General features: G+C 39.7%; 10 protein-coding genes, 10 tRNA genes and 1 pseudogene. 16 read left to right on the top strand and 5 right to left on the bottom strand.

Features of this window, described 5'->3' with window-relative positions; translation table 11 throughout:
* Positions 1-8: 8 nt before the first annotated feature.
* Genes prmC through hemA form a run of 3 tightly spaced genes read right to left on the bottom strand, consistent with a single transcriptional unit; the run spans position 9 to position 3,200 of the window.
* The gene (gene prmC, locus P4S65_RS10425) at positions 9-848 is read right to left on the bottom strand and encodes a peptide chain release factor N(5)-glutamine methyltransferase (RefSeq protein ID WP_033029070.1); all 840 of its coding nucleotides are present in this window, start codon (positions 846-848) and stop codon (positions 9-11) included.
* A 2-nt stretch (positions 849-850) separates the two neighbouring features.
* Positions 851-1,936 carry a peptide chain release factor 1 gene (prfA, locus tag P4S65_RS10420; protein WP_007378117.1) on the bottom strand — a complete coding sequence of 362 codons (1,086 nt, stop codon included), beginning with the start codon at positions 1,934-1,936 and terminating at the stop codon, positions 851-853.
* Positions 1,937-1,943: 7 nt separating this feature from the next.
* Positions 1,944-3,200: a glutamyl-tRNA reductase gene (gene hemA, locus P4S65_RS10415; RefSeq protein WP_007378118.1), complete on the bottom strand. Its 1,257-nt coding sequence runs from the start codon at positions 3,198-3,200 to the stop codon at positions 1,944-1,946.
* A gap of 83 nt (positions 3,201-3,283) precedes the next feature.
* On the opposite strand from hemA, the pseudogene lolB reads away from it, so the two are divergent.
* The 16 genes and pseudogenes from lolB to P4S65_RS10335 all read left to right on the top strand — a co-directional run bounded on the left by lolB (position 3,284) and on the right by P4S65_RS10335 (position 9,954).
* Positions 3,284-3,870 (top strand): annotated as a pseudogene (lolB, locus tag P4S65_RS10410) (lipoprotein insertase outer membrane protein LolB).
* A 2-nt stretch (positions 3,871-3,872) separates the two neighbouring features.
* Positions 3,873-4,730, top strand: coding sequence for a 4-(cytidine 5'-diphospho)-2-C-methyl-D-erythritol kinase (gene ispE / locus P4S65_RS10405; RefSeq protein WP_096792760.1), 858 nt, complete (start codon positions 3,873-3,875; stop codon positions 4,728-4,730).
* 88 nt (positions 4,731-4,818) lie between these two features.
* Positions 4,819-5,766 (top strand): ribose-phosphate pyrophosphokinase, encoded by a 948-nt coding sequence (locus P4S65_RS10400; RefSeq protein ID WP_007378121.1) that lies wholly within the window; start codon positions 4,819-4,821, stop codon positions 5,764-5,766.
* A gap of 148 nt (positions 5,767-5,914) precedes the next feature.
* Positions 5,915-6,526: a 50S ribosomal protein L25/general stress protein Ctc gene (locus P4S65_RS10395; RefSeq protein WP_033029113.1), complete on the top strand. Its 612-nt coding sequence runs from the start codon at positions 5,915-5,917 to the stop codon at positions 6,524-6,526.
* Positions 6,527-6,545: 19 nt separating this feature from the next.
* Positions 6,546-7,130 (top strand): aminoacyl-tRNA hydrolase, encoded by a 585-nt coding sequence (gene pth / locus P4S65_RS10390; RefSeq protein ID WP_002958548.1) that lies wholly within the window; start codon positions 6,546-6,548, stop codon positions 7,128-7,130.
* Between the two features lie 53 nt (positions 7,131-7,183).
* Positions 7,184-8,275 carry a redox-regulated ATPase YchF gene (gene ychF, locus P4S65_RS10385; RefSeq protein WP_007378123.1) on the top strand — a complete coding sequence of 364 codons (1,092 nt, stop codon included), beginning with the start codon at positions 7,184-7,186 and terminating at the stop codon, positions 8,273-8,275.
* Between the two features lie 445 nt (positions 8,276-8,720).
* Positions 8,721-8,797, top strand: a tRNA-Met gene (locus P4S65_RS10380).
* A 47-nt stretch (positions 8,798-8,844) separates the two neighbouring features.
* Positions 8,845-8,929 (top strand) — tRNA-Leu (locus tag P4S65_RS10375).
* Positions 8,930-8,968: 39 nt separating this feature from the next.
* A tRNA-Gln gene (locus tag P4S65_RS10370) sits at positions 8,969-9,043 on the top strand.
* Positions 9,044-9,048: 5 nt separating this feature from the next.
* Positions 9,049-9,125, top strand: a tRNA-Met gene (locus P4S65_RS10365).
* 89 nt (positions 9,126-9,214) lie between these two features.
* Positions 9,215-9,299 (top strand) — tRNA-Leu (locus P4S65_RS10360).
* 39 nt (positions 9,300-9,338) lie between these two features.
* A tRNA-Gln gene (locus P4S65_RS10355) sits at positions 9,339-9,413 on the top strand.
* A gap of 71 nt (positions 9,414-9,484) precedes the next feature.
* Positions 9,485-9,569, top strand: a tRNA-Leu gene (locus P4S65_RS10350).
* A gap of 40 nt (positions 9,570-9,609) precedes the next feature.
* Positions 9,610-9,684 (top strand) — tRNA-Gln (locus P4S65_RS10345).
* 71 nt (positions 9,685-9,755) lie between these two features.
* Positions 9,756-9,840: transfer RNA gene (locus tag P4S65_RS10340), tRNA-Leu, on the top strand.
* 39 nt (positions 9,841-9,879) lie between these two features.
* A tRNA-Gln gene (locus P4S65_RS10335) sits at positions 9,880-9,954 on the top strand.
* A 26-nt stretch (positions 9,955-9,980) separates the two neighbouring features.
* Here P4S65_RS10335 and P4S65_RS10330 read toward each other — a convergent pair.
* Together P4S65_RS10330 and P4S65_RS10325 are read right to left on the bottom strand one after the other, a co-directional pair.
* A complete protein-coding gene (locus P4S65_RS10330) occupies positions 9,981-11,549 on the bottom strand; it encodes a putative bifunctional diguanylate cyclase/phosphodiesterase (RefSeq protein ID WP_096792759.1) in 1,569 nt (522 codons plus the stop codon).
* A 193-nt stretch (positions 11,550-11,742) separates the two neighbouring features.
* Entirely contained in the window at positions 11,743-12,999 is a 1,257-nt protein-coding gene (locus P4S65_RS10325; RefSeq protein ID WP_096792758.1) for an FAD-dependent monooxygenase, read from the bottom strand.
* Between the last annotated feature and the right edge of the window lie 89 nt (positions 13,000-13,088).

Genomic DNA, 13,088 nt, shown 5'->3' with positions numbered 1-13,088 from the left:
TTTACTATTTAAGGCCACTGTGCGAGCGTTACACGGTCATTATTACCAAGGTCTTTCACTGTTTTAATATTAACAAACGCCATTTTTTCAAAGAAATGACGAACAGCTTCACCTTGCTCAAAACCGTGTTCTATTAAAAGATAGCCATTAGATAGCAAATAGTCACGTGATTGTGTAATTATTTGTTTAATATCAGACATTCCGCAATCATCAGCCACTAATGCCGATAAAGGCTCAAAACGCACATCGCCCTGATTTAAATGTATATCGTTGCTTTCGATGTAAGGTGGGTTTGTGACTATTAGATTAAACTTTTCACCGTGCAACTCACTAAACCAGTTGCTTTGTTTAACGTGCACATTATTAATTGCCAATCGCTGCTGGTTACGTGTAGCAAGTGCAACGGCATCGCTTACTCTATCTACTGCAATAATTTGCCAATCAGGCATTTCACTACCCAGTGCCAACGCAATTGCACCAGTACCCGTGCCTAAATCAAGTACTTTAGCTGTAGCAGGAACAGCCACTTCAAGTGCTTGTTCTACTAATGTTTCAGTATCAGGGCGAGGTATTAAGGTTGTTGCGTTAACTTCAAGCGATAAACTCCAAAACTCACGTTGCCCTGTAATATGTGCAACAGGTTCACCGTTTAAACGTCGTTGGCAAAATGTATTAAATTGCTGTTGTTGCTTAGCGTTAAGTTCATGCTCTGGCCAAGTAAAAAGGTAACTGCGAGGTTTTTGAAGAATATGTAGAAGTAAAACTTGTGCGTCTAATTTAGCACTTTCGCTGCTAGGTGCTAATAAATTAGCGCCTGCAGCAATTGCTTGTTCAAGAGTTTGGCTCACGATTACTCGTCGCCCATAGCCGCTAATAAGTCAGCTTGATACTCTTGCATTAATGGGTCAATAACGCAGCTTAAATCACCCGCTACCACTTCGTTTAAACGATAAAGTGTTAAGTTAATGCGGTGATCGGTAATACGACCTTGCGGGTAGTTATAAGTACGGATACGTTCAGAACGATCGCCACTACCAACTAAGTCACGACGTTCAGATGCTTCTGCCGCATGGCGCTTTTCATCTTCAGCTTGTTGCAAACGTGCTGCAAGTACTGACATCGCTTTAGCGCGGTTTTTATGCTGCGAACGCTGATCCTGACACTCAACCACAACACCGGTAGGTATATGTGTAAGTCGAATAGCAGAATCGGTTTTGTTAACGTGCTGACCACCTGCGCCTGATGCACGAAATGTATCAACTTTTAAATCTGCGGTATTAATTTGTATCGCTTCGGCCTCTGGTACTTCCGCCATTACCGCAACAGTACACGCAGAGGTATGCACTCGCCCTTGTGATTCAGTTTCTGGCACACGTTGTACACGGTGTACACCTGATTCAAACTTTAATTGACCGTAGACGCCTTCGCCACTGATATTCGCAATCACTTCTTTGTAACCACCGTGCTCACCTTCATTGGTGCTCACAACTTCTACTTTCCATTTTTTAGTTTCTGCATAGCGGCTGTACATACGGAATAAATCGCCAGCAAAAATAGCCGCTTCATCACCGCCTGTTCCAGCGCGTACTTCAACAAACACATTATTGTTATCTCGCGGATCTTTTGGCAACATTAATACTTGAATTTGATCCTCAATTACCAAAATTTGTGCTTTAGCTTCTTTATATTCTTCTTGCGCCATTTCACGCATTTCAGGGTCAGAATCTTTAAGCATCTCTTCTGCACTGGCTAAATTGTCTTGCGTTTCTTTATAAGTTAAAAACGTTTTTACAATCTCTTCAAGCTCGGAGTATTCTTTTGAAAGCCCACGAAAACGATTTTGATCACTAATGACCGACGGGTCGCTTAGCAGCGCTTGTACTTCTTCGTAACGCTCTACTAAGGTTTCTAATTTATTATAAACAGACTCTTTCATTTAACGGTTATTCCTGATCAATACCTAACATTTTTTTCAACTGGTTTAGCTGCGCCACTTCACCTTTTTTCGCTGCATCTTGTATTGCACGGGTAGGCGCGTGCATTAAGCGATTGGTTAATTTATTGGCCAACTCTAAAATTACTTTTTCTGCGTCTTTACCACTAGAAAGCTGACTAACGGCTCTTTCTACTAATTCCGACTTTATTGTTTGTACATCATTTCGATAATGGCGAATTAAATCTACCGAATCGAGTGAGCGCATCCACATTGCAAATTCTTTGGTGCGTTCAGTAATAATTATTTGTGCTTGTTCAGCCGCTTGTTCTCGTGCCGCCATATTCTCGCTTACAATGGTTTGTAAGTCATCAACGGAATATAAATAGGCCGCATCAAGTTCTCCTACCTGGCTTTCTATATCGCGCGGAACCGCAATATCAATAAATAGCATAGGTTTATGGCGTCGCTGTTTAAGCGCTTGCTCAACAACCCCTTTACCAATAATTGGTAATGTACTGGCGGTAGAACTAATCACGATATCCGCTTTATATAAACGTTCAGGCAGTTGCGCTAATGCAATAACATCCGCAGACACTTCATCAGCTAAGCTACGCGCTCGTTCAATTGTTCTATTGGCAACGGTGATATTTTGCGGCTCATTTTGGTATAAGTGTTTAGCTACCAGTTCAATTGTTTCGCCTGCACCAATTAATAAAACATTGGTTTTGTCGAGTTTGCCATAAATATGTTTTGCCAAGTTAACGGCGGCAAACGCCACTGAAACAGCGCTTGCACCAATGTTGGTTTCTGTACGAACTTCTTTAGCAACCGAAAATGTTTTTTGAAACAACCGATCAAATGTAACACCTACAGCATCATGCGTTTTGGCGCTATTGTAGGCTTGCTTAATTTGCCCTAAAATTTGCGGTTCACCCAAAACTAAAGAGTCTAACCCGCAAGCAACACGCATTAAGTGCTTTATTGCCTCGTTATTTTCATAGCAATATATATTCTTAATCAGTTCAAGTTCATCCAAACCATGGAAACTGGCAAGCCAACTCAACAGTGTTTGGGAATTTTGCTGAGCAAGGCTACAATAGACTTCAGTTCGATTACAGGTAGAAACAATTACAGCTTCATTAAAGTCGGCGTGGCCACTTAATTGTTGCAACGCCTCTGAAATTTGCTCAGGCGAAAAAGCCACTTTCTCACGTAATTCTACGGAAGCGGTTTTGTGATTAATACCGAGTGCTATTATGGTCATATGTGCCAAATATTGCTGAGCCCTACTTCAAAGGCGGCAATTTTATCAAAAATCAGCGGAATATGGAAAGTAAGGAACAACATTTGATTCGACAATATTTTATTTTACTCATGTTTTTTTATTTTTAGGCGGTTGCGCCCAACAAATAACATCTAAAACAATACTTTATGACAATTGGAAAGCTCACCTAGCAGATCAAAAAACTTGGCATGTAAAAGGTAAATTGGCTTTTATAAGCCCAGATGAGCGCCGATCTGCAAATTTAAATTGGCAACAAACCAAAAACAATAACAATTTAGTGCTTACCTCATTTATTGGTACGCGTATTTTGCAACTCAAACAAACAAGCGAAGGCGCAGAACTAGAATTTGATGGCGATAAGTATTACGACACAAATGCCGCACAACTTCTTAAGCGTTTAACTGGTTTTACTCTCCCTGTTAATAATGCTGAAAATTGGTTAAAAGGCACAATTGACGCGCAAAGTTTAAAAGTCGATGAACTTGGTCGTGCCACACAAGTACTGTGGTTCGATGACATAGGTAAAAAGTGGCAAATAGAGTATGCCAGCTATATACAAAGTGCAGGATATTGGCTGCCAACAAAAATAACATTAAAACACCAAAAAATTAAAATCAAAATTCAACTCTACGATTGGCAATTTAATTAAATATGAATAACACGACGTCTTTTACACTTATTGCTCCGGCAAAACTCAACTTATTTTTACACATTAATGGTCGCCGTGAAGATGGCTATCATGAGTTAGAAACGTTATTTACTTTTTTAAATTTTGGTGACGAACTGACTTTTGAGCTGATAGATACACCCGACATTTTTATAACAGGTGATACTAAAGGCATACCATTAACCGATAATCTAATCTATAAAGCTGCTTTATTATTAAAAACTCAGAGTAAAACACGACTGGGTGTAAAAATAAATTTAATAAAACGTTTACCAATGGGTGGCGGTGTTGGCGGTGGTTCGTCTGATGCTGCGACCACGTTATTGGCCTTAAATAAACTCTGGAAAATTGAGCGTAGTTTAGATGAATTAGCACGTTTAGGGTTACAACTAGGGGCTGATGTTCCTGTATTTGTTCGAGGTCAAAGCGCCATAGCACATGGGATTGGCGAAGAATTACACCAAGTAGAACTTGAGCAAAAATGGTACTGCGTCGTACACCCAAATCAACATGTAAGTACAGCTACAATATTTACGCATCCGGATTTAAAACGCGATACACCAAAAATTTTAGGCGATTGGAAACACCATACTTTGACCAACGATTGTGAGCCTTTAGTTAAAAAGCTCTGTCCCGAGGTTGAAAAGACCCTCCAGTGGTTGCTAAAATACGCTCCGTCGAAGATGACCGGAACAGGTTCATGTTGTTTTGTAGAATTTGCGAGTCAGGTTCAAGCACAAGATGTACTTGCTAATCTCCCCCATACTTGGCAGGGATTTATCGCCTCAAGCGTTAATATCTCCCCTGCTCATACGGAGTTAGCCGCCATATTCGATCAATGAAGTAACGTACAAGTAATAATAAGTTAACTCGCAGTGGTATTTATCATTGCCCGTTAGTCCAAAATTTCAGTGCCTGAGGAACCCAACCGTGCCTGACATGAAGCTCTTCGCTGGTAACGCAACACCTGAGTTAGCTCAAAAAGTTGCAAAACGTTTATATATTGAATTAGGCGATGCTGTTGTTGGCCGTTTTAGCGACGGTGAGATCAGTGTTCAAATAAATGAAAATGTTCGTGGCTCGGATGTTTTTATATTGCAATCAACCTGTGCCCCTACAAACGATAACCTTATGGAACTTATCGTTATGGTTGATGCACTACGTCGTGCATCTGCAGGTCGTATTACTGCCGTCATTCCTTATTTTGGTTATGCCCGTCAAGATCGTCGTGTACGTTCTGCCCGTGTACCAATTACTGCTAAAGTTGTTGCAGATTTCTTATCAAGCGTTGGTGTTGACCGTGTTCTTACGGTTGATTTACACGCAGAGCAAATCCAAGGCTTCTTTGATGTACCAGTGGATAACGTATTCGGCAGCCCTGTATTACTTGAAGATATGAAAGAGCGTCATTTTGATGATGTTGTGATTGTATCTCCAGATATCGGTGGTGTTGTACGAGCTCGCGCTATTGCAAAATTACTAAATGATACTGATTTAGCTATTATTGATAAACGCCGCCCACAAGCAAACGTTTCTCAAGTAATGCATATTATTGGTGACGTTGAAGGCCGTGATTGTATTATCGTCGATGATATGATTGATACCGGTGGTACCTTGTGTAAAGCAGCTGAAGCACTTAAAGAACATGGTGCAAAGCGTGTATTTGCTTATGCTACCCACCCGATTCTTTCAGGTAAAGCAGCAGAAAATTTACGTGACTCAGTAATTGATGAAGTTATTGTAACTGACTCAATTCCATTATCTGAGGAACTTAAAGCCCTTGATAAAATTAAGGTATTAACGCTTGCAGATATGTTAGCGGAAACTATTCGTCGTATTAGTAACGAGGAATCTATTTCAGCGATGTTCGAGCACTAAAATCAAACATTTCTGAATATAAAAGCGCCTTTAGGCGCTTTTTTTGTAAGCGATGTATATTTTAAAATCGTGTGGTGGTATGATAGCGCGCCTTTTGGCTGGGGTCCTTGGTCGCAAAGGCCCTACACATTTAATTATTGGAGACATCATGTCTAACAAAACTTACACTTATAACGCTGAACTTCGCGTAGAAACTGGTACTGGTGCGAGCCGCCGCCTACGTCGCGAAGACAAAGTTCCAGCAATCCTTTACGGAGCTGATAAAGAAGCTTTATCACTTACTTTTGCTCATAAAGATATGATCAAAGCACAAGAAGACGAAGGCTTTTACACGCATATCCTTACGCTTAACGTAGATGGCGAAGCTGTTGAAGTAATCTTAAAAGATATCCAACGTCACCCATTCAAGCCTAAGCTTACTCACCTTGATTTCCAACGTGTAGATGCTACTCATAAGTTTCAAACTAAAGTTCCTCTACACTTCATCGGTGAAGAGATTGTAACTAAAGCTGGCGCAACTGTTGTTCACCAGTTAACTGAAGTTGAAATTACGTGTCTTCCAAAAGCACTTCCAGAATTCATTGAAGTAGATGTTTCTAAGTTTGTTGTTGGCGATTCTGTTCATATTTCTGACCTTACTTTCCCTAAAGGCGTTAGCTCTGTAGATTTAGGTAAAGGCGAAGGCCATGATCAGTCTATCCTGACTATCAAAGCAAACAAAGCAGCTCCAGTTGAAGACGACGCTGCAGCAGCAGAATAATTTTTAAGGTCTCGCAACCTTGAATTCTATTCAAATGCTTGTGGGCCTGGCTAATCCAGGCCCCGAATACGCAAACACACGCCACAATGCAGGTGCTTGGTTTATCGAGCAAATCGCTGCACGCTATAACTGCACTCTAAAACACGATCCTAAGTATCACGGCCTTACAGGCAAAGTGATAATTCAAGGCCAAGAATTCAAATTATTGATCCCCACTACTTACATGAATTTAAGTGGTAAAGCGGTCAGTAGTTTAGCTAATTTTTTCAAAATCCCTGTCGAGGACATTTTAGTTGCCCATGACGAATTGGATTTAGACCCAGGCGTTGCCAAATTAAAAAAAGGCGGCGGGCATGGCGGTCATAATGGTTTAAAAGACATTATTGCAAAAATGGCAAATCAAAAAGACTTTATGCGCTTGCGCATTGGTGTAGGTCATCCGGGGCATCGTGAAATGGTAACTGGTTGGGTGCTTGGAAAAGCGGCCAAAGAAGACCAAGAAAAAATGGATGCTGCTGTTGATGAAGCAGTTCGTTGCATGGAAATACTTGCAAAAGATGGTGTGTTAAAAGCACAAAACAGACTACATTCGTTTAAACCCTAGTAACTTGGGTCCAAGTACACCGTTTAAACGAATTCTAAACAAGGTATCTTACTATGGGTTTTAAATGTGGCATCGTTGGCTTGCCTAACGTTGGTAAATCAACGCTTTTCAATGCACTAACTAAAGCGGGTATTGAAGCCGCTAACTTTCCTTTTTGTACCATTGAGCCTAATACAGGTGTGGTACCTGTGCCAGATCCTCGTCTAGACGAACTTGCTAAAATTGTTAATCCTCAACGAATTCTTACCACTAGTATGGAATTTGTAGACATTGCAGGATTAGTAAAAGGCGCATCTAAAGGTGAAGGCCTTGGTAACCAGTTTTTAGCTAATATTCGTGAAACCGATGCAATTGGCCACGTAGTTCGCTGTTTTGAAGATGAAAACATCATCCACGTAGCAGGTACTATTGACCCTGCTGACGATATTGACGTAATCAACACTGAGTTAGTACTTGCTGATATGGATAGCGCTGAAAAAGCCCTTTTCCGTAATGCAAAAAAAGCAAAAGGTGGCGATAAAGACGCTAAAGAGCAAAATGCTGTCCTTGAAAAAGTAAAAGTACATCTTGATGAAGGCTTAACTTTACGTGGTCTAGCACTTACTAAAGAAGAAAAAGCAGCAATCAGCTCTATTAACTTCTTAACGATTAAACCAACAATGTATATTGCAAACGTTGCTGAAGATGGTTTTGAAAATAACCCATACCTTGATCGTGTACGCGCTATTGCTGCAGCTGAAGATGCGATTGTTGTTCCTGTATGTGCCGCTATCGAGTCTGAACTTTCAGAGCTAGATGACGAAGACAAGCTTGAGTTTATGGCTGATCTTGGTCTAGAAGAGCCAGGTCTTAACCTTGTTATTCGTGGTGGTTATGAATTACTACAGTTACAAACTTATTTCACAGCTGGCGTAAAAGAAGTGCGTGCATGGACAATCCCTGTAGGTGCGACAGCGCCACAAGCAGCGGGTAAAATCCATACTGACTTCGAGCGTGGCTTTATTCGTGCGCAAACTATTGCTTTTGACGACTTTGTTGCCTTTAAAGGTGAGAGTGGCGCAAAAGAAGCAGGCAAGATGCGTCAAGAAGGTAAAGAGTACATTGTTAAAGATGGCGATGTAATGAACTTCTTGTTCAACGTATAAGTACAAATTAAACCAATTTAGATTGGTAATAATTTTTAAAGGCTCGTTTTTACGAGCCTTTTTTGTACCCCCAGCTTTATAAACTTATAAAATTGATGTAATCACAAGCTAAAAGCCAGCGTTTAATCTAAAAAAGACACTGCGGCGAAGATTTAACCTCAATAAAAAATACCTCATCGACAAGTTAATGCTTAGCTCCCAATAATTTGTTTGATTATCAAACAGTTTTAAATTACAGGCTTTTGCTCTTTTTTATTTGACGGTAAATTTTGTATGTGAATTGCAGTCAAAAAATCATCATTTTTATTAAAAGTTAGCCGCTTAGCTTAATTTTCCTGCAAACAAACACTGTTAAGTGTTTTTTTGCAAAAAGGTGTTGACGAATTTGGGTCATATCAGCATAATACGCCCCGCACTCAGCGATGAAGTGCTAACAAAAAAAGATGGCTAAGTAGCTCAGCTGGTTAGAGCACATCACTCATAATGATGGGGTCACAGGTTCAAATCCCGTCTTAGCCACCATTATTTTTTTGTTGCTCAATGAAGAGTTTAAAATAACTACCTTGTGTGCGGGAGTGGCGGAATTGGTAGACGCGCTGGATTTAGGTTCCAGTATCTTAGGATGTGAGAGTTCAAGTCTCTCCTTCCGCACCATAATTCTTGATAAGAATTAAAACTATCAATTGTTATTGTTGGGATATCGCCAAGCGGTAAGGCACCAGGTTTTGATCCTGGCATTCCCAGGTTCAAATCCTGGTATCCCAGCCAACAATGGCTAAGTAGCTCAGCTGGTTAGAGCACATCACTCATAATGATGGGGTCACAGGTTCAAATCCCGTCTTAGCCACCATTTCTTATTTTAGAAGTGGCTCTGCAAGAGTTAAATTGCACTCAATGAAGAGTTTAAAATAACTACCTGTGTTTTATTACACAAACGATGCGGGAGTGGCGGAATTGGTAGACGCGCTGGATTTAGGTTCCAGTAACTTCGGTTGTGAGAGTTCAAGTCTCTCTTTCCGCACCATTTCTTGATAAGAAATAAAATTATCAATTAATTCTTTGTTGGGATATCGCCAAGCGGTAAGGCACCAGGTTTTGATCCTGGCATTCCCAGGTTCAAATCCTGGTATCCCAGCCAACTTCTTCTACCAAGGAAAGTTGGACATAAAGAATAGCTCTGCTTAGAGTTTAAATGAGCAAATTGTTGATGCGGGAGTGGCGGAATTGGTAGACGCGCTGGATTTAGGTTCCAGTAACTTAGGTTGTGAGAGTTCAAGTCTCTCCTTCCGCACCATGTTCTTGATACGAACTAAACCTATCAAATAATTCTTTGTTGGGATATCGCCAAGCGGTAAGGCACCAGGTTTTGATCCTGGCATTCCCAGGTTCAAATCCTGGTATCCCAGCCAACTTCTTATACCAAGGAAAGTTGGATAAAAGAATAGCTCTCACTTAGAGTTTAAACGAGCAAATTAGTGATGCGGGAGTGGCGGAATTGGTAGACGCGCTGGATTTAGGTTCCAGTAACTTAGGTTGTGAGAGTTCAAGTCTCTCCTTCCGCACCATGTTCTTATTAAGAACTAAAACTAATGCAAATTTATAGTTGGGATATCGCCAAGCGGTAAGGCACCAGGTTTTGATCCTGGCATTCCCAGGTTCAAATCCTGGTATCCCAGCCAATTTGTTAAACTACCCCACCTATTTCTTAATTTAAGTACTTCAGTATAAAATCATTAATTTTAATAGGTTTGCTATAATAATACCCTTGTAAATAATCACATTTCATTTCTGTGAGTGTATTTCTAAGCGCTTTATTTTCAATGCCCTCTGCCACTACTTTACAATTAAGTCTGCTAGCTAAAAATAACGTTGATTCTACAATCGCATAGTCAGCGGGTTGTGTTAGCATATCTTTAATAAATGACCGGTCTATTTTTATTTGGTTGATTGGTAACTCTCTTAGTAATGATAACGAAGAAAATCCAGTCCCAAAATCATCTACACTAAACTCAAAACCGCGGTCGTTAAGCTTGTACATCATAGTGCGAGCGGCTTCTATATTTGTCATCATAGCACCCTCTGTGATTTCAAAAATTATTGAGTCACTCAGCGTCGGATCGACACTGATTAATTGCTCAATAAGCTCATAAAAATCTTGGCTCTCTAAATCCCTTGTTGATAAATTTACGTGAATAGCCCCGATAAACCCCAAAGCTTTTAACGACTTTAAATGATTTATAGTTTCTAACACCACCCACTTGGAAATATTTAAAATTAACCCCATTTGCTCAGCTGTTTTAATAAACACCTCAGGGCTAATAAATGAACCATCACTTTGTGGCCAGCGTATTAATGCTTCAGCTCCATGCATTTCATTAAGGTTAGAAGAAAATATTGGTTGTAAATAAAGCTCAAACTCTTCATTTTTCAATGCTTGCTTTATAAGTAAGGACATATCAAATAAATTATCCGCCCTAATGCTCAAATCCTTAAAATAAATAACAATCTGTTGCTGTGTCTTTTTTGCTTCATGCAGCGCTAAATCAGCCTGTTTGAATAGTTCGTTATTTTGCATACTATGTTTGGGGTAATAGCTCACTCCAATTCTTAGCTTAACGCGTATAGTTTGTTCATAAATTAAAAAAGGTTTTTGTACAGCCTTATTTATTAATTGAATACATAAATCATACTTATCCTGAGTGGCTGAGTTTAAAAGCAATGCAAATTCGTCTCCCCCAATCCTATATAACTTAGCAATCTCGGATAAGTGTTGGCTTAATGTTTTGGAAAATGCACACAACAACAAATCCCCAAAATTATTTCCATAAGTATCGTTTACACGTTTAAAGTTATTTAAATCTATTAAAAACAAAATGAAAGGTTGGTTATATTCTATGTTCTCATTGAGTACATTAAAGAATTTTTTACGTTTAGGTAGGTTAGTTAAACTATCGTGTTCAGCTAGAAATTGTTGGTGTTGAGCTGAGCGCTCTAGCTCTAAGATACTTTTGAGGCTTAACCTAACAACTAAATAAACAAATGTGCCGCCACCAACTAAAATAAATGAAACACTAGTTGTTACAAACGGTTCACTACCATAAAAAATAAAATAATAAAGTACCCAACAGTAGCCAAAAATAAACAGCACAATTAAAATAAGCAATAAGCTCCATGCAAACCGATTCGTTTTTTTGCATACTTGTATTGTTGGTTTGATACTTACAGTTAACAGTAATATCCCTATTATAATCATAAAAATAAATGGCCTATCCACAGACACTCTTTAAATGCAATTTGTTATACATTTAGTATGGCTAATAAATCTAATAACGAAATAAAATACATTAAAAAGCTCAGGGTAGCCCACTTACCAAATATGATTGTTGTTTTATGAAGAGGTTATAACTTTTAAGGGCGCGATTAACAGTATTGTTAATCGCTTTATTAGGGGGTAATCTTTTTAGAAACTAACTTAGCTCTCCGCTAATGGCATATTTTAACACCCAGTTTTTTATTGGCCCTGTATTATTAGCCATTTTTAAAAACTGGCTACGTGCCCATTTAAGCGGCGCTACTTGGTTAGAAAAGCCAAAGTAACAGGCATCCATCATGCTCATCATTAACAAATTAGCCTTACGGCGAGCTCGCTCATATTCTTTAAGTTTTAGCGGGCACCCTATATCCCCTGCATTGTCTAAAACCTCAGCAAGTGCCACTACGTCCTGAAAACCTAAATTTACACCCTGCCCTGCAAGCGGATTAATTGTATGTGCAGCGTCGCCCACTAAAACCAAACGCCCTTGCGAATAATTGTTAGCATGTTGGCGAGTAAGCGGAAATATCGCATGGGTTTGTACTTCAAAGTCTCCAGCAAGCTCTGGAAATTTATTAAGTATGTGCGTTTTTAACTGAGTTGGGCTTAGCCCTTTAAATGCTTGCAGTGTATTTGCATCGTCGTACCAAATTAAATTAGCGTACGGTGCCTGCATTGGCAAAAATGCGAGTGGCCCACTTGGCGTAAACTGCTGCCAGGTTTTAATTTGTTGCGGCGCATCGAGTTTAATTAACACCCCCATGCAATGCTGCTGGTACTGCCACCCCGTAATACCAATATTCGCCTTATCACGCAATTGCGACTGCCCACCATCGGCTGCAATTACTAAATCAGCGGTATAGGTTTGAGCTCCATACACAAGCGTAATTAAATCACTGGTTTGCTCTATTTTAGTAATCGGTGTGGCTTGCTCAATAACTTCAATATTGTATTGTGCAAATTGCTGCCACAAACAGGCTTGAATTAAATTATTTTCAATCAAATGACCTAAATGCGTGGTATTTATATCGGCGCAATCAAATAACAAATTGTCACCACCGCGCTCAAATGCCTCTAATTGCTGATAAGGCGCTATGCGGTTTTGTCTTAAAAGCGGCATGGCACCTAATTCATCAAGCAAATTTTCTGAAAAACGATTAATAGCCGACACTCTAATATCCACCTTATCACTACTAAGAAGCTGTGATGGGTCTATTAGGTGTTTTTCGATTATTCGTACGCCAAAGCCTTGCTGAGCAAGCTTTATCGCCATAGCCGCGCCAACCATGCCCCCACCAACCACTATCACATTATTTTTAGTCATGTTTTTCATCATTTTATTATTACTTGAGTCTGTTTTGATTGTATCAAAATTAATTTGTTTTATACCAGAGGATATCCCTAACAGCACATTAAACTGGCCTCGTATTGATTTGAGATCACAAACATGAAAACTATACTTGGATCTGGGCGGGTATCCAGCTAAAATACGCGTCCTTT

This window comes from Pseudoalteromonas sp. B131b (assembly GCF_037162545.1).
GTDB lineage: Bacteria > Pseudomonadota > Gammaproteobacteria > Enterobacterales > Alteromonadaceae > Pseudoalteromonas > Pseudoalteromonas fuliginea.
This window is presented reverse-complemented; position numbering and strand designations above follow the sequence as displayed.